We start from the raw sequence: 19,213 nt of genomic DNA on the forward strand, positions 1-19,213 counted from the left end.
GCGCGCATGCCCGGTCATCCGCGGGCGGCGTCACGCCGGCTCACCCAGCGGTCGTACTCGGCCCACGGGTCGTCGACGCCGAGCGCGAGCGCCGCGACGTGCTCGTCGAGCGCCGGATGCCGCGCGAACCACTCCGTGCCCGCGAAGCGGTGCTCGGCGAACTGCGCGTGCCGGCGCTGCTCGACCCGGCGCCCGCCCGGCTCGAACGCGAGCACCTCGTCGTGGGGGATCACCGCGAGGCGCTGCCTGGGATTCGCCGACGTGCCGATCTTCACCTGCTCGCGGTACCGCACGTAGTAGACGACCTCGACCCGCACGGGCGTCAGTTCGGCGTCGGGGGCCTCGCCCGCGCGCCACTCGCAGTCGGCGCAGACCCAGCCCGACGGGTACCGGACGCCCACGCGGCATCCGCAGGCCCGGCACGGGGACGGCGCGAGGTCGGTGACCCCGACCTCTCCGGCCACGAGCTCGTAGGCCTCGAGCAGGTGCCGCGAGCAGAGGCCGAGGTCGACGGCCGCGGATGCCGCGACGAGGGCGGCTGCCGAACCCGGAGCGGATGCCCCGACGAGGGGCCGCCCGCACGGAACGCCGGAGGCGTCGGCGAGCCGGCACGTGGGCGCTGCGGCATCCGCTCGGTTCATGCCTGCAGGGTACGTCCGACCGCCCACACGCGCGCCGCCACCGCCCTCGGCGCGGCCGCGACCGGCGCCGACGTCGAATGGGCGCCCGTCGAGTTCGGGGCGCACCGCGTCGGCGGAGTGCCGCCGGCCTACCTCGGGTCCGATCCCGCGAACCCCGAGACCTTCCTCCACCCGACGCCCGACGGGTACCTCGTCTACCGGGATGCCGTGCTCGCCGCCATCGGGTGAACCGCCCGCGCCCGCGATAGGCTCGGTCTTCGACCGTCCTGGAGGCATCGCCGCCACCGGGGCGAGGTTCGCAGGCGTTCGGAAGCGAGGCGGGCGGCATGCCGTGGTGGAGCAAGCGCAAGCGTCGACGGTTCACCCCGTTCGACCGCGCCGCGCTGCCCGAAGCCGAGCCGCTGACCTTCGACGAGACCTACAACGAGGGCCTGCTCGTGGCGGAGGCTGCCGGCCGCATGGCGCTGAAGAACCGCATCATCGTGCGGGCGCTGCGCGGCGACGAGCCGTTCGATCGGGACCGGGCCTCGGCCGAGGCGCGTGAGGTCCTGCGCGAGCTGATCCACGAGCTCGACCAGGTCGCCGAGTGGGCCGAGACCGAGCGCGAGACGGCCGCCAAGCGCGAGGGGCGCTCGGCGCACCAGCACGACTACCACCGCGCCGACTCGTGGAACCTGCGGCTGCGCGAACGCATCAACGAGGCCGTCGCGGCGCGTCTGGGGGAGCTCCGCAACGACTCCGAGTACCTCGCCAGGTTCGCCGAACGGGCCAGGCAGGACGCCTGGGCCGAGCTCTCCGACGCGATCGAGCAGCGGCTGGCGCGCGAGTGGCCCGACATCGAGGTCGACGAGACCTACCTCGCCGAGCGCGAGGATCGCATGGCGGATGTCGCGTCCGACCTGCTGCGCGACCTCGACGGCGTGCGCCAGCGGCGCGAGGAGCGCGACGCCCTCGACGACGCCTTCGGCGGCTGGTAGCGGTCGAGCCCGCCAGGCCCGCCCGACTGGTCGCCCGGTCCCGGCGAGGACTGGTCTTCACCGCCCGGCCGGGCGTGGGTAGCCTCGCCCGTATGAGCATCGAGGACGGCCTCGTGGTCGCGACCATCACCATCTCGCTCGACGGGTTCGTCGCGGGCCCGGACCAGTCCCTGGACCATCCGCTCGGCGAACGGGGCGAGGAGCTGCACGAGTGGCTGTTCAGCGATGCCGAGCCCGCGAGCGCCGAGGTCACGGGGGAGATCCTCGGCGGCGCGGCCGTGATCCAGGGACGCAACATGTTCGGGCCGGTCCGCGGCGAATGGCCGGACGATGCGTGGAAGGGCTGGTGGGGCGACGACCCGCCCTATCACGTGCCGGTGTTCGTGCTCACGCATCACGAGCGCGAACCGGTGGAGATGCTCGGCGGCACGACGTTCCACTTCGTCACGGGCGGCATCGAGGAGGCGCTCGAGCGGGCACGCGCCGCGGCGGGCGGCGGTCGGATCTCCGTCGCGGGCGGCGCGAGCACGATCCGGCAGTTCCTCTCGGCGGGGCTGCTCGACCGCCTGATCCTCAGCATCGCGCCGATCACGCTGGGCGCGGGCGAGCGGCTGTTCGACGGCGTCGCGATCGGCGGCGACGCCGGCATCCGGTTGAGGCCCGTGCAGGTGTTCGAGAACGCCGTCGCCACGCACATCGTCTACGACGTCGTGCGCTGAGGGCGGCGCGTCATCCGGCCGGCGTGATGTTGTGGTTCTGCCGGAACACGTTGCCGGGGTCGAGCTGCGCCTTGACGCGTCGGAGGCGTTCGAGGGTCGCCGGCGGGTACATCGCCGCGATGACCTGCTCGCCGCGATCGACCGAGAAGTTGCCGTAGACCCCGTCGGTTAAGGCGAGGGCGGCGTCGCTGCCGGTCCTCGCGGCTGCGAACTGTTCGGGCGCGGCATCCGCCGGCAACAGGCCGTTCACGATGAGGAACGCCTCGGCGTCTCGGAAGGCGATCGCGGTCGCGTCGGGCGAGACTCGGCCGAACTCGCCTCCGAGCGCGCGGAGCATGACCATGGTCGGGATGTCGCGCGCGTAGGCCCCGCCGATCGCGTCGAGCGCCTCGTCGGACAGGTCGGGCACGAAGCCGTTGCCGCCGACGAATGCGAGCGGGGGCCGCCCGGGAGGGGCGTCCTCGAGCAGGTCGCCGTATGCGACGGGGGCGAGCGAGGTCTCGGTGACCGACGGCAGTGAGAGCAGCGGCTGGAGCAGCTCGTGGAGGTGCTCGAGGTCACCCTGCAGCGCGACGCCGAGGTGCGGACCGGCCGGCATGCCGGGGGCGAACGCCGGCATGAGCATCAGCGTCGAGTTCAGCTCGTCGGGTCCGCTGCGCATGACGTCGCGCCAGGCGCGGAGCACGGACGGGACATCCGAGGCATCGAACTGCACGCTGCCGCCGACGAGCCCGCCGGCCGGAGCGGCCTCGAACACGAACCGCGTCACGACGCCGAAGTTGCCGTTGCCGCCGCGGAGCGCCCAGAAGACCTCGGGGTGCCGCTCGGCGTCGACCGTCAGCACCTCGCCCGACGCGGTGACGAGCTCGACCTCGCGGAGCCGATCGATCGCGAGGCCCTGCTGGCGGACGAGCCATCCGATGCCGCCGCCGAGGGCGAGGCCGCCGACGCCGACGTCGCGGGTGTCGCCCGAGCTGAGGCCGAGGCCGTGCGGGGCGAGCGCCGCCGCCACGACCCCCCAGCGGGCCCCGCCGCCGACCGAGACGCGACCGTCGGCACCGACCTCGACGGAGCCGAACTCCACGAGGTCGATGACGAGTCCGTCGTCGACGGGGAGCAGCCCGTGCCCGCCGCTGCGCACCGCGATCGGGATGCCGGATGCCGCGGCGAGGGCGACGGCCGCCGCGACCTCGTCGACCGTGCGCGGCCGGACGACCGCCTCGGGCTCGCCGACGCCCGCGAAGACGGTGCGGCCGGAGTCGTATTCAGGTGAGCCGGGACCATGGACCCGGCCCGGGATTCGCTCGCTGAGGTCCGAGAGACGTGACATTCCCGCAGTCTGGCAGCGCCCCGCGACATCCGGCAGCGTGCTCGCTCAGCGCTGAATCCGTGCATTCGCATGCACCGGGGAACGGCACCTCCAACCAGCGGATGGTGGGACATCCGGCCCCGTTTCAGGAGATCGCACGCGGCTCAGGACGAACGCGGACGAGACGTCCTGAGCACGCGCCGATCGCCTGAGCGGCGGTCGATGCTCCCGACCGCCGCCGCGACCGCGGCAGTTCTCGGGTGCGGCGGCGGCGCCGCGCGACTACTCGCCGCTCGGGTGCGCCCCCGCCCGGTCGATGACCCACGCGTAGGCGAACGCGCGCTCGCGCCAGGCCGAGTAGCGCCCGGAGACACCGCCGTGCCCGGCCGCCATCTCGATCTTCAGCAGCGGGTCGGCGCCGACCTCGCGGAGGCGCGCGACCCACTTCGCCGGCTCGACGTAGAGCACGCGGGTGTCGTTCAGCGAGGTCACGGCGAGGATCGGCGGGTAGTGCGTCTCGTGCACGTTCTCGAGCGGCGAGTACGACTTCATGTAGTGGTAGACCTCCTCGTCCTCGAGCGGGTTGCCCCACTCGTCCCACTCGATGACGGTGAGGGGCAGCGACGGGTCGAGGATCGAGGTGAGCGGGTCGACGAACGGCACCTCGGCGAGGATCCCCGAGAAGTACTTCGGCGCGAGGTTCGCCACGGCCCCGACGAGCAGGCCGCCGGCGCTGCCGCCCTGTGCGACGAGCCGGTCGGGAGCGGTGATCTCGCGGTCGACGAGGTGCCGCGCGGCGGCCACGAAGTCGGTGAAGGTGTTGCGCTTCTCGAGCTTCTTGCCGTGCTCGTACCAGAGCCGTCCCATCTCGCCGCCGCCGCGCACGTGCGCGATCGCGAAGACCATGCCGCGGTCGAGGAGCGACAGGCGGGGGATGCCGAAGCCGGGATCCATGGACGCCTCGTAGGAGCCGTACCCGTAGAGCAGGGTGGGCGCGGGCTCGCCGAGGTCGACGAGGTCGTGCCGGTAGACGAGCGAGATCGGGATGCGGGTGCCGTCCTTCGCCGTCGCCCACTCGCGCCGCTGCGCGTACCTCGTCGCGTCGTAGTCGCCGAGCACGGCCTGGCGCTTGCGCAGGCGGCGCTCGCCGGTGGCGACCACCAGGTCGAATACCGTCGACGGCGTCACGAAGCTCGTGACGCCGAGCCGCAGCATCGGCTGCTCCCAGGACGGGTTGCCGCGCACGCCCACGGTGAAGAGCTCCTCGTCGAACGCGAGCTCGTGGAGGGTGTCGTCGGGCGTGGCATCCGCGGGGATGCCGGCCGGCGGGAGCTTCGCGATCGCGACCCTCGACAGGCCCTCGCGGCGGTACTCGAGGGCGACGAAGTCGCGGAACGCGTCGACGCCCTCGATGCGCACCTGCTCGCTGTGCGGCAGCAGCATCCGTCGCGGCCCCTGGGGGTCGGATGCCGCGACGCTCACGAGCTCGAAGTTCACGGCCCCGTCGTTGTGGACGATGAGGAGGCGATCCTTGCCGCCCGCGACGACGTGCTCGACGTCGTACTCGACGCCGTCCTTGCGCGGCCAGACGATGCGCGGCTCGCCGGTCGGGTCGTCGCCGTCGAGCAGGCGGGTCTCGCTCGTGACGTTCGAGCCGGCCTCGATGAGGATGTAGCGGCGGCTGCGGGTCAGGTCGACGCCGAGCCAGAAGCGCTCGTCGGGTTCGTGGAGGACCTTCACGTCGGCGGATGCCGCGGTGCCGACCTCGTGCCGCCAGACGGTGTCGGGGCGCCAGGACTCGTCGACCGTCGCGTAGAAGACGTACCGGCCCGAGGGGTCGAAGATCGCGCCGCCGCTCGTGCCCTCGATGACGTCGTCGATGACGCGGCCGGAGCCGTCGAGCGCCCGGAAGCGCAGCGTGTAGCGCTCGTCGCCCTCGACGTCGGTGCCGTAGAGGAGCGTCGTGCCGTCGGAGGTCACGTCGAAGCTGCCGAGGGAGTAGAACTCGTGCCCCTCGGCCTCGACGTTGTCGTCGAGCAGCACCTGCTCGCCCGGGAGCGCCGAGCCCGCGGCATCCACGTCGCCGTCGGCCTCGAGCACGGGGGGCTCCCAGTCGTCGGGCCCGGCGATGGGGGCGCGGCAGTGCACCGCGTACTCCTGGCCCTCGACGGTGCGCGAGTAGTACCACCAGTCGCCCTCGCGCGTGGGCACCGAGAGGTCGGTCTCCTTCGTGCGGGCCTTGATCTCCTCGAAGAGCTGCTCCTGGAGGAGGGCGAGGTGCTCGGTGCGCGCGTTCGTGTACGCGTTCTCCTCATGGAGGTGGGCGATGACCTCTGGGTCGTCCTTCGCGCGGAGCCACTCGTAGTCGTCGATGACGGTGTCGCCGTGGTGCGTGCGTTCGGTGGGCCGCTTCGGTGTGTTCGGAGGAGTCAGCACGGCTCCACGCTACGCGCATCCCGAGGGCGTGCCCAGCGGATGCCGGTGGTCGGCGCACCCGCGCGTGGCATGCCCGCGCGTGGCCAGCGGCACGACCACGGTCAGGATTCCGAACTTGCGTTCGCGCGGAGTAAGGCTAGCCTTAGCTCATCCCACCCGCTTTTCTTTGGAGACATCCGTGCTCGCCACCTACCTGATCGGGCTTCGCGAAGGCCTCGAGGCGGGCCTGGTCGTCGGCATCCTGGTGGCGTACCTCGCGAAGCTGGGTCGCCGCGACCTGCTCGGCCGCCTGTGGATCGGCATCGGCCTCGCGATCGCCGTGGCGCTGGGCATCGGCGCCCTGCTCACCTGGGGACCGTACGCGATGACCTTCCAGGCGCAGGAGATCCTCGGCGGCGTGCTCTCGATCATCGCGGTCGCGATGGTCACCTGGATGACGTTCTGGATGGGCACCCACGGTGCGGCCCTGTCGAAGGAGCTCCGCAGCAGCGTGGACGCCGCGATCGACCGCTCGTGGTTCGCCCTCGTCGTGCTCGGGGCCGTCGCGGTCGGCCGCGAGGGCATCGAGACGGCGCTCTTCGTCTGGGCGAACGCGGCGGGCGGCAGCGACCCGCTGTTCGCGACGCTCGGCGCCGTGCTCGGCATCCTCACGGCGGTCGTCATCTCGTGGGGCATCTCGCGCGGACTCGTGCGCTTCAACCTCGGCCGCTTCTTCACGTGGACGGGCCTGTTCCTGATCTTCGTCGCGGCGGGGGTGCTCGCGTACGGCGTCGGCGACCTGCAGGAGGCCTCGGTGATCCCGGGCTGGGGCACCTCGGCCTACAGCCTCGTCGCGATCGTGCCGCCGGGCAGCTGGTACGGCACCGTGCTCGCCGGCATCTTCAACTTCACGCCCGAGCCCACCTGGGCGCAGGTGTTCGCGTGGGTCGCGTACGTCGCGATCACCGTGCCGCTCTACCTGCTGATGCTCCGGAGGCGCAGCCTGGCGCGCGCGGCCGCCGTCCCACCCGCGGCCGCCGTCGCACCCGCACCCGCGGCCGGGGCGCCGGCCGCCGCCGTGCCCGTCGCCCCGGGGCCCGGAACGGCCCGCACCGAACCCGCCGCAGTCGACGCGACCTGACCGGTCGCGGCATCCGCATCACCCCTCGTCCCCACCCTGATCAGGAGCACCAATGAACCGACGTGTCCTCGCGGCATCGGCCGCCGCGACCGTCTTCGCACTCGCCCTCTCGGGCTGCGTCGCGAAGGCCGACCTGGCCGACGCCATCTCGGTCGCCATCACCGATGACGGATGCGCCGTGGCCGTCGACACCGCGAATGCGGGCGCCGTGACGTTCGCCCTCGAGAACACCGGCACCGACGTCAACGAGTTCGAGATCCTCGCCGACGACCAGCTGCGCATCGTGGGCGAGAAGGAGAACGTCACGCCCGGCCAGAAGGTCGACTTCGTCGCCCAGCTCGAGCCGGGCGACTACTACACGGCGTGCAAGTTCCAGCAGGTGGGCGCGCCCGTCGGGCTCGCGGCGTTCACCGTCACCGGAGAGGCCTCGGAGGTCTCGGCCGACGAGCAGCGGCTGAGCGACCAAGCCGTGACCGAGTACCTCGCCTACGTGCGCTCGCAGGCCTCCGAGCTGCTGCCGCTCGTCGAGCAGCTCGCCGCCGCCTACGCGGTCGGGGACGACGCCGCCGCCCGCGAGCTCTTCGCGACGACCCGGGTGCCCTACGAGCGCATCGAGCCCACCGCCGAGGCGTTCGGCGACCTCGACCCCAAGATCGACTTCCGCGAGGTCGACGCCGTGGCCGACGGCATCGACTGGACCGGCTTCCACCGCATCGAGAAGGACCTCTGGCCGCCGGCGCAGGGCGACCTGAACTCCGACGGCCAGGACGCGTTCCTCGACTGGGCGCCGTCGACCCCCGAGGAGCGTCGGGCCTACGCCGACGGCCTCGTCGAGGACGTCACCCAGCTGCACGAGCTCGTCACCGCCGACGACTTCTCGGTCAGCCTCTCCGACATCTCGAACGGCGCCATCGCGCTGCTCGACGAGGTCGCCGCCGGCAAGATCACCGGTGAGGAGGACTGGTGGTCGGGCACCGACCTCTTCGACTTCCAGGCCAACGTGCAGGGCGCGTACGTCGCGTTCGGCGCGGTGCGCGCGCTGGCCGAGTCCAAGGGCGACGAGGGCACCGAGCTCGCGGCCGAGATCGACGCGCAGTTCACGTCGCTGAACGAGGCGCTCGCCGCCTACGGGTCGCTCGACGAGGGCTTCGTGGACTACGCCGAGCTCACCGACGCCGACAAGAAGGCGCTGAGCGACCAGGTCAACGCCCTCGCCGAGCCCCTCTCGCAGCTGACGAGCACGATCCTCGGCGTCTGATGACCGAACCCGCCGCACCCGGGCAGCCCGGGCCGCACGACGCCTCGCCGAACAGGGTGAGTCGCCGGCAGCTGCTCGGCCTGTTCGGCGCGGGCGCCGCGGGCGCGGCGGTGGGTGCTGCGGCGGGCGCCGGCGTCGCGGTCGCGGCGACTGGGGCGGACGCCGGGACCGGTGCTGCGGCAGCCGCCTACCCGTTCCACGGCGCGCACCAGGCGGGAATCGTGACGCCGGCGCAGGATCGCCTGCACTTCGCCACGTTCGACGTCTCGACCACGCTCGATCGCGACGGCCTCGTCGGCCTGCTCCAGGACTGGACGGATGCCGCGGCGCGACTCGCGCAGGGGCTCGAGGTGTCCGAGGACGGCGCGGTCGGCGGCTCCGACTACGCACCGCCGGCGGACACGGGCGAGGCCCTCGGCCTGCCCGCGAGCGGGCTCACGATCACCTTCGGCTTCGGCCCGACCCTGTTCGAGGCCGGCGGCATCGACCGCTTCGGCATCGCCGCCCGTCGTCCGGCGGAGCTCACGGCGTTGCCCCGCTTCCAGGGCGACGCACTGCAGCCCGAGCGCGGTGGCGGCGACCTCTGCATCCAGGCCTGCGCCGACGACCCGCAGGTCGCGGTGCATGCGATCCGCAACCTCAGCCGAATCGCGTTCGGCCGCGCGAGCCTGCGCTGGTCGCAGCTCGGCTTCGGCCGTACCTCGTCGACCTCGACCAGTCAGCAGACGCCGCGAAACCTCTTCGGCTTCAAGGACGGCACGGCCAACGTCAAGGCCGAGGAGACGAAGGATGTCGCCGAGCACGTGTGGGTCGCGGCCTCCGACGAGCCCGCCTGGCTCGCCGGCGGCTCGTACCTCGTGGCTCGCCGCATCCGCATGATCATCGAGAACTGGGACCGCGTGCAGCTGGGGGAGCAGGAGATGCTCGTCGGCCGCTCGAAGGGATCCGGTGCACCGCTGTCGGGCGGCACCGAGTTCACGGAGCCCGACTTCGAGGCCGAGGGCCCGACTGGCACGCCGCTCATCGACCCGGCCTCGCATGTGCGGCTCGCGCATCCGACGGGCAACGGCGGCGCACGGATGCTGCGCCGGGGCTACAACTTCGTCGACGGCAACGACGAACTCGGGCGCCTCGACGCCGGCCTGTTCTTCCTTTCGTTCCAGCGCTCGCCCGAGCAGTTCATCACCGTGCAGCGCAGCCTCGCGGCCGACGGGCTCAACGAGTACCTCAAGCACGTCGGGTCGGCGATCTTCGCGGTCCCGGGCGGCATCCGGCCGGGCGAGCACGTGGGTCAGGCGCTCTTCGCCTAGTCCTCCTCGGGGTCCTCCGCGACGACGACGAGCCAGCGGTCGTCGCCCTGGTGCTCGAGGACACCGGAGACAGACTCGCCGTCGCGCTCGCCCTGGAACGCGATCGGCGGCACGTCGCCGCCCGAGAGGCTCATCGAGGCGTTGAAGGTCGCCCAGTCGAACCCGAGTTCGGCGAACGCCACGTCGCGCTGCTTCGAGTCCCAGATGCCCGACATCGACCAGGCCATCATGCCGGCGGCGAGCAGCGCGATGACGACTCCCACGTAGCCGCTCTCGCGCAGCGGCTTCGATCGGCGCCGGGTTCCGATGACGGATGCCGCGACCGCCGCCACGAGCACGATCGCCGGGAACACGAGCGGCCAGGGGTTCCACGGCGCCAGCTCGATCACGACGTCGTCCACGTGGTCAGGCTAGCCGGGCGATCGTGTCGAGGCCTAGCTGCCGCTCTCGACGACCTTCCACTGGTCCCCGCCCTGCCATTGCAGCGTTCCCGAGACCGGCTCGCCGTCGAGTACGGCGTTGAACTCGATGTCGCCCGGCTGGCCGCCGACGATGCCGGTACCGCCTCCGAAGGTCGGGTCCGTGTAGCCGAGTTCCACGAGCGCGTCGGCGCGCTGCGTCTGATCCCACGTGCCCGAGAGGAACGCGAACAGGAGCACGGTCGTGAGTCCGCCGCCCACGAGCAGGACCGTGCCGATGTCCCGCATCCAGAGCCGCGAGCGCAGCTGGCCGAGGAACGTGAGCACCGCCCCTCCGGCCATGACGAGCAGGGGGAAGATGAGCGGCCACGGGCTCCATGGTTCGAGCGTGACCGTTGCGGGATCCATTGGGCGAGGCTATCGGCTGGCGAGGCGTCTGAGGTGCCCGTCCGCTTCACCCGCCTCACGCCCGCCCCGGTCGGTCCCGACTCTGCCTCGCGATCCGAGACCCGTCGGGCGCACCGGGCGGGCGGTCAGGCGGAGGCGAGCACCTCGGCCCTGATCCGGCCGAGCGCATCGGCGAGCTGCCGGTCGCCTGCCCCCGCATAGCCGAGCACGATGCCGGGCCGCCCGTCGCCCATGATCGCCGAGTAGTCGGAGAGGCTCGCGACCGCGATGCCCGCGGCATCCAACCGGGCGATCACCGCATCGACCCGGTCGTGGCCGGGCAGCCGCAGCACCGCATGGAGCCCGCCGTCGAGGCCGACCAGTTGCGTGCCGGGCAGGTCGCCGAGCGCATCGAGCACGAGCTGCCGGCGGTGCGCGTAGTCGCGCCGCGTGGCCGCGATGTGACGTCGGAGCGCACCCGTGGTGAGGAGGTGCGCCACGGCGAGCTGCACGATCCCGGCCACCGGCGAGGGGCTCTCGAGCCGTACGCGCGCGAGTGCCGTCCGGAGCGCCTCGTCGCGCGGCAGCACCGCGTAGCCCAGGCGCAGCCACGGCGTCAGGATCTTCGAGAAGCTGCCGACGAGCACGACGCGGCGGTTCTCGCGCGTCGTACCGGCCCGGGCGGCGGGCGGCCGGCCCGCGGCATCCGTTCCGACCGAGGGGCCGTCGAGAGAGGCGAGGGTGGGCATCGGCGGGCCGACGTGGCGGAACTCGCTGTCGTAGTCGTCCTCGATGACGAGGGCGCCCGTGCGGCGCGCGTGCTCGAGCAGTTCGAGCCTGGCCGCCACCGGCAGCCGGCCGCCGAGCGGATACTGGTGGCTCGGCGTGACGAGGATCGCGTCGGCGGGCCGCGGCATCCGTCGCAGCAGGTCGACGCGGAGGCCGTCCGCGCCGACCTCGACCGGCACGAGCTCGGCGCCCGCGCGGGCGAGCATGCGGCGGGCGTTGGGGTAGCCGGGATCCTCGACGGCGACGAGCGGCGGGGTGCCGAGCACGTCGCCGAGCGCCGTGCCGATGAGCCCGGTCGCCTCGCTCGTCCCGGCCGTGACCATGACGTCCTCCGCCTCGCACGAGAATCCGCGCGCGTGCCGCACGTGGTCGGCGATCGCGGCCCGCAGCGCCGGCTCACCGAAGCGCGGGGGGTCGTCGCTGGGGATCTCGGCCGCCGCCGCCCGCCGCCAGGCCGATCGCCACGCGCGCTCGTCGATCCGGGTGGTCGACGGCCGGCCGGGCAGCAGGTCGATCCGCGGGGCCGCCGGGGCCGAGGTCGTCGTCGCGGCGCCAGCTGATCCGGACGCCACGGCCGCTGCGGAGCGCGCAGCGCGTGCGGGATCGGGGGTTGCGGTGCGGTGGTCCGGTCGGGCGGAGGGGACATCGACCGACTCGCCCCCGACGGCGGATGTCGCGGACCGGCGCCCGGCCGCGGCATCCGATCGCCCGTCGGTTCGGGCGCTGCTGCTCCCGAGCTGGGCGACGAGCGTCGGCGCGCCCTGGCGCAGTTCGACGTAGCCCTCGCCGGCGAGCTGCTCGTACGCGCTGACGACCGAGCTGCGCGCCGTGCCGAGCTCCGCGGCGAGCACGCGCGTGGAGGCCACCCGGTCGCCGGGCTGCAGCGTTCCCGCGAGGATCGCGTCGCGCATGGCGTCGACGATCTGCGCGACGACGGGTCGCTCGTCGAGGCGGTCGATGACCAGCAGCGGTCCGTCCATGGAAACCCCATTCGATGAACTGGTCTGCCCAGTGTTGCACGTACTGGACTACCCGCGAGTCCAGTACTGGTCGAGACTCGCCACATGACGATCTCCCAGGCACCCGCCGTGCCGACCTCCGCCGCTTCGGCCCCCGCCCGCCGCATCCGCCGCCTGTCCGAGCGAGAGGTCGTCGATCGCGATGCGCTCGACGCGCTGCTCGACGGCGAACTGGTCGGGCACCTCGCGGCGGTCGTCGACGGCGCGCCGATCGTCGTGCCGATGGGCTACGCCCGCGTCGGCGACCACGTGCTCGTGCACGGATCGACCGGGGGCGGGTTCGCGCTGCGCGCCGCCGCCGCCGGCGCCACGGTCGCGTTCGCCGTGACCGCCCTCGACGGGCTCGTCTTCGCCCGTTCGCTCTTCGACAGCTCGATGAACTACCGCAGCGCCGTCGTCTACGGCGTGCTCGAAGAGGTCGACCCGGCCGAGGCGGATGCCGCGCTGCTCGCGCTCTCGGAACGGCTCATGCCCGGGCGCCCCGCCGAGGTGCGCCCGATGACACGCAAGGAGATCGCCGCGACCCGCGTGCTGCGCCTCCGCCTGGACGACGTCGTGATGAAGGCTCGCGCGGCGGGCGCCTCGGAGGAGCCCGACGACGGGGAGGACCACGCGGTCTGGGCGGGGGTCGTCCCGCTCGGCCGGGCCTGGGGAGAGCCCCAGGCGTCGGCACTCACACCTCAGGGTGCGCCGCTTCCCGACTCGGTGGCGGCACTGAGGACGGCGACCGATCGGCCGCCCAGACTGCCATGAGCCCGGCGGCCCGTGCCGCCGGCAAACACCCGGAGAGGAGGTGCGCCATGTTCGCCATCGTGTTCCTGGCCGTGCTCGCGGTCGCCGCGATCGCCGCGGTCGTCACGACGTTCGCCGACGTGCGCAGCGACGGCTACCGCCGGGTGCCCACCCTCCTGCGGTGACCGCGCGGCCGCGCGCGGCTCGGCGCGGGCCAGCCCGGCTCAGCCCGTCTTCGTCCAGTCGAGGTTGATCTCGTCGCCGATGTAGACCGCCTCGCCGAAGTCGTGGATCTGCGGGTTCATGCGCAGCAGCTGCTGCTGGGGCAGGTCGAATCGCTGCGCGATGTCGAAAAAGCTGTCGCCCGAGACGACGACGTAGTTGATCGGCATCCCGGCCCCGTCGAGCACCGGAGTCCCGTTGGCGCCGTCGCGTGCGCCGAGGTCGACGGCCGGCCCGGGCTCGATGACGGGCGCAGGGTCGTTCGGCACCGGTGCCGGGGCCTCGGGCTCGGGCTCGGGTGCCGGAGGCTCGGCGACCGGGGTGGGCGTGGGCGTCGGGGTGGGCGTCGGCGTGAACGTCTCGGTCACCGCGACCGTGACCGTGGCGGGCGCCGGTGCCGGGGCGGGCACGCAGCCGCTGAGGGCGAGCCCGGTGCCGATCACGACGATGCCGCCGGCGACCGCGATCACGGTCGCATCCAGCGCCGGATGCCGCCGCCGCCCGGTTGTCCTGCCTGACCCCACCCGTGCCTCCAGTCGACGTGCCGAACGGCGGTCCGTCGTCAGGCCGCCGTTCGACTCAGCCTCACGGAAACCGCCATCCCGCGCAAGGGTCTGCTGCCCGGAGGGCCGGAATACGGCGATCGCCCGATGGCCGGTGCCCGCCTCAGGGCGCAGGCTCGGGGCATCCGACCGGCCTCGCCGTCGGCGGTGACCGGTTCGACGCACCCTCGGAGGCAGCATGCAGTACACGGCGCTCGGCGGGCGTCCCGTGGCCGTCACGGATGTCGCAGGCACGTGGGAGCATGAACCTGTGACCACGTCTGCGCCGGCCATGATCGGCCGGGACGCCGACCTCGCCGGACTCATCACCAGACTCGACGAGGTGCGCTCCGGCGCGCCCTTCTCCGTGATCATCGGGGGCGAGGCCGGCATCGGCAAGACCCGTCTCGTGCGCGAGTTCGCGCGGCGCATCGGCGGTGAGGCGCGGGTGCTGGTCGGCCAGTGCGTCGACCTCGGCACGGTCGCCGCCCCGTACGCACCCGTCAAGGCGGCGCTCCGCGCGCTCGTGGCCGAGGAGGGCGCCGAGCGCGTGCTCGAGGCGGTTGGCCCCGGGCAGGCGGCGCTGCTCGCGCTGCTGCCAGAGCTCGCGGCATCCGAGGTCGACGGCGGCTCGGGCCGAGCCCACGCCAACGGCACGCCCCCGCGCGGCGACGCGGCGAGCAGCCAGTTGCACGAGGCCATCGCCGTGCTGCTCGAGACGCTCTCGCGCGAACGGCCCATCGTCTTCGTGATCGAAGACCTGCACTGGATCGACGCGGCGAGCCTGGCGCTGCTGCGGTTCCTCATGCGCGCGCTCGGTTCCAGCCGCGTGCTCACCGTGCTCACCTATCGCAGCGAAGACGTGACTCGCGGCCATCCGGTCCGGGCGTTCCTCGCCGAGGCCGATCGAGACCGCTGGGTCGAGCGCCATGAGCTCGGCAGGCTGAGCCACGCTGACGCGATGGCCATGATCGCCTCGCTCCGGCCGGAGGCGGCCGACGCCCAGCACGGCGTCGACGCGGTCGTGCGGCGCAGTGACGGCGTGCCCTTCCTGATCGAGGAGCTCATCGGCATCGACGGCTGCAGTGACGACTCGGAGGTGCCCGAGACGCTCCGCGACCTCCTGCTCGCCAGGTACGAACGCCTGAGCGAGCCCACCCAACGGCTGCTCCGCCTGCTCTCCATCGGCGGCGTCCGGGTCTCCCACACGATGCTCCAGGCGGTGCACGAGGGTGCCGGGTTCGACATCGACGAGGCGGCGCGCGAGGCGGTGCTCGGCGGCGTGCTCACCGTCGAGGGCGACGACTACGCCTTCCGGCACGCGCTCGTGCGCGAGGCGATCCAGGCCGACCTGCTGCCTGGTGAGCGGGCCAGGTTCCACGCACGGTACGCCGTCGCGTACGAGGCCGCCGCGGGCGGGTCGAGGCGCCTTGCCGCCGAGATCTCCTATCACTGGCTCGGGGCGAACGACGCCGCGCGGGCGTTCCCCGCGACGATCAGGGCGATGGCCGAGGCCCGGGCCGCCGCGGCCTACGCGTCCGCCGCCCAGCTGGGCGAGCGGGCGATCGGGCTCTGGCAGGTCGTGCCCGACGCCGAGGCGACCGCCGGCATGAGCAAGCTCGAGCTCATGGGCCGCACCGCGTCCCACCTCCGCAACGCCGGAGAGGGCGAACGCGGACTCGCGCTCATCAGGGCCGCCCTCGACGAGTGCCCCCCTGACGACCCGCAGTACCCCCGGCTCCTGCGGGACACGGGCATCTACCTCGCGAACGTCGGGCGCGAGGGGTCCATCCCCTTCCTCGAGCAGGCGCTCGCAGCGCTCGGCGACGATGGGTCGGAGGAGCTGCGGGCCACCGTGCTCATCGCCCTCGCCGGGCGCCTCATGATCGAGTCCAGGCTCGACGAGGCGACCGCGGTCGCCCGAGAGGCGCTCGCCGCGGCCGAACGGCTCGGCAGCACCCGGTTCGCCTCGACGGCGACCAACATCCAGGGCATCAGCGTGGCGAACAACGGCGATGTCGAAGCCGGCCTGGCCCTGCTCGCGCGTGCCGGGGAGCTCGCGGCCGACGACCCCGCGTCGCAACTGCGGTACCTGGTCAACGCGTCCGACATGCAGTACCTCGTGGGCAACTTCGACGAGGCCGTGCGCCTCGCCGAGCAGGGACTCGGCGAGGCCCGACTGCGCGGTGTCGAGCGCAGCTCGGGCGTGATCCTCGCCTCGAACGCGGTCGACCCGCTCCTCGCCCTCGGCGAGTGGCAGCGGGCCGAGGCGCTGACCGAGCGCGCGCTCGCCCTCGACCCCCCGCTGCCGTTCACGGTCTACCTGAACCGGGCGCGCATCTGGGCGATGCTCTGGCGCGGCGACGTCCAGCGGGCTGCGGAGCTCTACCGGGCGGTGCGCCCTGGCGTCGCGCGGGTCATGGCCGCCGAGATGCAGACCAAGCTCGGGGTCGGCCGGGTCGGTGCAGAGCTCGCGCTCGCACTCGGCGACCTGCCGGGGGCGTGGCACGAGGTACGCCAGATGCTCGACGACGACCGAGCCCTCCCTCCCGGCTACGCGCTTCCCTTCCTCTGGGTGGGCGCGCGGGTCGTCGCCGCCGTGCGCGGACCGGCCGTCACCGCGGGCGATGAACTCCGCGGCGACGTGGAGGCGGCGCTCCCCGGCATGCTCGACCTGCTCGACCGGCTCTCGTTCTGGCCGACCGGGCCCCTCTGGCGGGCGTTCTTCGACGCCGAGCTCGCCACGGCCGGCGAGGCCACGGCGACCCCCGCCTCCGAGGGGGTGCCCGGCACGGATGTCGCGGCCTGGGCCGAGGCCGTCGGGCTCGCGGAACTGCCCAACGCCCCGCGGTACGTGGGTTCCTACGCGAGGCTCCGAAAGGGCGAGGCCGAGCTCGCCGTCGGCGACCGCGCGGCCGCCCGGGTGACGCTGAACGAGGCGCACGGGCACGCCGTCGCCGGCGGCGTGACGGCGGTGGTCGAGCGCGTCCTGCAGGTCGCGTCCGCCGCGGGCGTCCCGATCGACGGCGTCGGCGGCGGCAACGCCGTCCGCATCGCCGCGAGTGCTCGCGAGGCCGATGCACCGACCGGCATCGCGGATTCGCCCACCGCGGAGGCGGTCGAGGTCGCCGCGGCCGTCGACGAGCTCACCGCGCGCGAGCGGCAGGTGCTCGAGCTCATCGCCGAGGGGCTCAGCAACCGCCAGATCGGCGAGCGCCTCTACATCAGCGGCAAGACGGCGAGCGTGCACGTCTCCGCGATCCTGCGCAAGCTCGGTGCGGCCACGCGCACGGAGGCGGTGTACCGGGCCGGCGCACTGCGCTGACGGCTGCGGCCCGGTCGCCGTGCCGGCTCCGGCACGGGAGCGGACGGCGCGCGGCGTCCGACCCGCGATGGTGCTGTGAACTCGCTGCGGACGCGCCCGTCCACGGTGGCCGCAGGCGTAGCGTGAACCTCGACGTAGCGCCCGTTCCCCACGCCCGCCCGGGAGGCAGCATGACCACGATCGACGAGATCCCCTTCGAGACCATGGACGGTGCCACGGCATCGCTCGCCGACTACGCCGGGCAGGCGGTGATGATCGTCAACGTCGCGTCGCGGTGCGGGCTCGCGCCCCAGTACGAGAAGCTCGAGGCGCTGCAGAAACAGTACGGCGATCGCGGGTTCACCGTCATCGGGTTCCCGAGCAACCAGTTCCTCCAGGAGCTGTCCTCGAACGACGCGATCAAGGAGTACTGCTCGACGACCTGGGGCGTCTCGTTCCCGATCGTCGACCGCGTGCGCGTGAACGGCCGCAACGCGCACCCGCTCTACACCGAGCTGAAGCAGACGCCGGATGCCTCCGGCAAGGCCGGCCGGGTCACCTGGAACTTCGAGAAGTTCCTCGTCGGCGCCGACCGCACGGTGCACCGGTTCCGGCCGAACACCGAGCCCGACGCGCCGGAGGTCATCGCCGCGATCGAGGCGTCGCTGCCCGCCTGACGCTCGAGCCGCCGACTCAGCGCGTGGCGCCCCGGAACTCCGGCGTCGTCCAGACCTCGGCCAGTCGCACGACCGTGGCCGCCGCCGCGGCCATCTCCTGGAGCGACGCCCACTCGCGCACCGAGTGGAACTCGTGCCCGCCCGTGAAGAGGTTCGGCGTCGGCAGTCCCATGGCGCTCAGCTGCGACCCGTCGGTGCCACCCCGCACGGCGGAGCGGAGCGGCTCGAGGCCCTCCGCGCGGATCGCCCGCTCCGCGGCATCCGTCACCTGCGGGAACTCGTCGACGTAGCTGCGCATGTTGGGGTACTGCGGGGTGATCACGACGGTGGCGCGCGCGCGAGGCTCGCGGGCCATGACCTCGTCGACCGTGCGCCGGAGCACCTCGCCATGTGCGGCGAGGAGCTCGTCGTCGAAGTCGCGGAGGATCGTGCGCACGACGGCGTGCGCCGCGCCGCCCTGCACCTCGTACACGTGGATGAAGCCCTCGCGGTCGGACGTGCGCTCGGGCGTGAGGTCGGCCGGCAGCGCGGCGACGACCTCGGCGGCGAGCCGGGCGGCGTTCACGAGCTTTCCGGTCGCGAAGCCGGGGTGCACCTCGTGGCCCTCGATCGTGACGATGCCCTCGGCGCCCGAGAACGTCTCGTCCTGCAGCTCGCCGATCTCGGATCCGTCGACGGTGTATGCGCAGAGCGCGCCGAAGGCCTCGACGTCGAACCGGTGCGCGCCGCGTCCGATCTCCTCGTCGGGCGTGAACGCGACCCGCAGGGTCGGCCTGGGCAGCTCGGGGTGGGCGAGCAGGTGCCCGACCGCCGTCAGGATCGCGGCGACGCCCGACTTGTCGTCGGCGCCGAGCAGCGTGTCGCCGGAGCTCGTGATGAGGTCGTGGCCGACGTGCTCGGCCAGGTCGGGCATGTGCTCGGGGTCGAGGACCGTGCCGCCGAGCGGGAGTTCGATGACGCCGCCGTCGTAATCGCGGTGCAGGATCGGCTCGACGTCGTCGCCCGGCGCATCGGGGCTCGTGTCGATGTGCGCGATGAGGCCGATGACGGGCACGGGCCCCTCGGACGGGTCGATCGTGGCGGGCACCGTGGCGTAGACGTAGCCGTGCTCGTCGAGCGCGGCGTCGTCGAGGCCGAGTGCGCGCAGGTCGTCGACGAGCACCCGCGAGAGGTCGAGCTGGCGGGCCGAACTCGGCTGGGTGCCGCTGTCGCGGTCGGACTGCGTGCCGACCCGCACGTAGCGGTCGAAGCGGGTGAGTAGCTCGTCGGCGAGCGATTCGGCGAGGGGGGAGGTGTACGGAGCGCGGGAGGGGACGGCCATCGTTCCAGCCTGCCACAGCGGGAGTCGGCGG

General features: G+C 73.1%; 16 protein-coding genes. 8 read left to right on the forward strand and 8 right to left on the reverse strand.

The features are described 5' to 3' along the window. Positions 1-14: 14 nt before the first annotated feature. On the reverse strand, positions 15-641 hold the full coding sequence (locus GQQ95_RS17890) for a GIY-YIG nuclease family protein (RefSeq protein WP_170297119.1): 627 nt from the start codon (positions 639-641) through the stop codon (positions 15-17). A gap of 326 nt (positions 642-967) precedes the next feature. On the opposite strand from GQQ95_RS17890, the gene GQQ95_RS17895 reads away from it, so the two are divergent. Both GQQ95_RS17895 and GQQ95_RS17900 read left to right on the forward strand, forming a co-directional pair. Further along, entirely contained in the window at positions 968-1,618 is a 651-nt protein-coding gene (locus tag GQQ95_RS17895) for a hypothetical protein (RefSeq protein ID WP_157428970.1), read from the forward strand. A gap of 92 nt (positions 1,619-1,710) precedes the next feature. After that, positions 1,711-2,337 carry a dihydrofolate reductase family protein gene (locus tag GQQ95_RS17900; protein ID WP_157428971.1) on the forward strand — a complete coding sequence of 209 codons (627 nt, stop codon included), beginning with the start codon at positions 1,711-1,713 and terminating at the stop codon, positions 2,335-2,337. 10 nt (positions 2,338-2,347) lie between these two features. Here the strand turns inward: GQQ95_RS17900 and GQQ95_RS17905 are convergent, their stop codons facing one another. Continuing rightward, positions 2,348-3,667, reverse strand: a complete 1,320-nt coding sequence (locus tag GQQ95_RS17905; protein WP_157428995.1) for an FAD-binding oxidoreductase — start codon at positions 3,665-3,667, stop codon at positions 2,348-2,350. Positions 3,668-3,928: 261 nt separating this feature from the next. Next, a complete protein-coding gene (locus tag GQQ95_RS17910; RefSeq protein WP_157428972.1) occupies positions 3,929-6,082 on the reverse strand; it encodes a S9 family peptidase in 2,154 nt (717 codons plus the stop codon). A gap of 178 nt (positions 6,083-6,260) precedes the next feature. On the opposite strand from GQQ95_RS17910, the gene efeU reads away from it, so the two are divergent. Genes efeU through efeB form a run of 3 tightly spaced genes read left to right on the forward strand, consistent with a single transcriptional unit; the run spans position 6,261 to position 9,770 of the window. Then, on the forward strand, positions 6,261-7,202 hold the full coding sequence (efeU, locus tag GQQ95_RS17915; RefSeq protein WP_157428973.1) for an iron uptake transporter permease EfeU: 942 nt from the start codon (positions 6,261-6,263) through the stop codon (positions 7,200-7,202). Between the two features lie 52 nt (positions 7,203-7,254). Further along, positions 7,255-8,460, forward strand: coding sequence for an iron uptake system protein EfeO (efeO, locus tag GQQ95_RS17920; RefSeq protein ID WP_157428974.1), 1,206 nt, complete (start codon positions 7,255-7,257; stop codon positions 8,458-8,460). After that, positions 8,460-9,770 carry an iron uptake transporter deferrochelatase/peroxidase subunit gene (efeB, locus tag GQQ95_RS17925; RefSeq protein ID WP_157428975.1) on the forward strand — a complete coding sequence of 437 codons (1,311 nt, stop codon included), beginning with the start codon at positions 8,460-8,462 and terminating at the stop codon, positions 9,768-9,770. Before efeO ends, efeB begins: the two co-directional genes overlap by 1 nt. Here the strand turns inward: efeB and GQQ95_RS17930 are convergent. From GQQ95_RS17930 to GQQ95_RS17940, 3 genes are all read right to left on the reverse strand, one after another. Further along, the gene (locus GQQ95_RS17930) at positions 9,767-10,171 is read right to left on the reverse strand and encodes a hypothetical protein (protein WP_157428976.1); all 405 of its coding nucleotides are present in this window, start codon (positions 10,169-10,171) and stop codon (positions 9,767-9,769) included. The genes efeB and GQQ95_RS17930 overlap by 4 nt on opposite strands. A gap of 33 nt (positions 10,172-10,204) precedes the next feature. After that, the gene (locus GQQ95_RS17935) at positions 10,205-10,597 is read right to left on the reverse strand and encodes a hypothetical protein (RefSeq protein WP_157428977.1); all 393 of its coding nucleotides are present in this window, start codon (positions 10,595-10,597) and stop codon (positions 10,205-10,207) included. Between the two features lie 125 nt (positions 10,598-10,722). Then, positions 10,723-12,345 (reverse strand): aminotransferase-like domain-containing protein, encoded by a 1,623-nt coding sequence (locus GQQ95_RS17940; protein WP_157428978.1) that lies wholly within the window; start codon positions 12,343-12,345, stop codon positions 10,723-10,725. An 84-nt stretch (positions 12,346-12,429) separates the two neighbouring features. Between GQQ95_RS17940 and GQQ95_RS17945 the strand changes: the two genes are divergently transcribed. Next, a complete protein-coding gene (locus GQQ95_RS17945; protein WP_157428979.1) occupies positions 12,430-13,137 on the forward strand; it encodes a pyridoxamine 5'-phosphate oxidase family protein in 708 nt (235 codons plus the stop codon). Between the two features lie 203 nt (positions 13,138-13,340). Here the strand turns inward: GQQ95_RS17945 and GQQ95_RS17950 are convergent, their stop codons facing one another. Next, entirely contained in the window at positions 13,341-13,808 is a 468-nt protein-coding gene (locus tag GQQ95_RS17950; protein ID WP_157428980.1) for a LysM peptidoglycan-binding domain-containing protein, read from the reverse strand. 271 nt (positions 13,809-14,079) lie between these two features. Here GQQ95_RS17950 and GQQ95_RS17955 point away from each other — a divergent pair, with 271 nt between their 5' ends. Both GQQ95_RS17955 and GQQ95_RS17960 read left to right on the forward strand, forming a co-directional pair. Beyond that, positions 14,080-17,205, forward strand: coding sequence for a helix-turn-helix transcriptional regulator (locus GQQ95_RS17955; RefSeq protein ID WP_157428981.1), 3,126 nt, complete (start codon positions 14,080-14,082; stop codon positions 17,203-17,205). A gap of 170 nt (positions 17,206-17,375) precedes the next feature. Continuing rightward, positions 17,376-17,861 carry a glutathione peroxidase gene (locus GQQ95_RS17960; protein WP_157428982.1) on the forward strand — a complete coding sequence of 162 codons (486 nt, stop codon included), beginning with the start codon at positions 17,376-17,378 and terminating at the stop codon, positions 17,859-17,861. A 16-nt stretch (positions 17,862-17,877) separates the two neighbouring features. Here GQQ95_RS17960 and pepT read toward each other — a convergent pair whose 3' ends face one another. Continuing rightward, complete coding sequence (pepT, locus tag GQQ95_RS17965; protein ID WP_157428983.1) at positions 17,878-19,182, reverse strand: peptidase T; 1,305 nt, start codon at positions 19,180-19,182, stop codon at positions 17,878-17,880. Positions 19,183-19,213: the final 31 nt, after the last annotated feature.

The sequence above is a fragment of the Agromyces salentinus genome (assembly GCF_009749395.1).
GTDB classification, from domain to species: domain Bacteria; phylum Actinomycetota; class Actinomycetes; order Actinomycetales; family Microbacteriaceae; genus Agromyces; species Agromyces salentinus.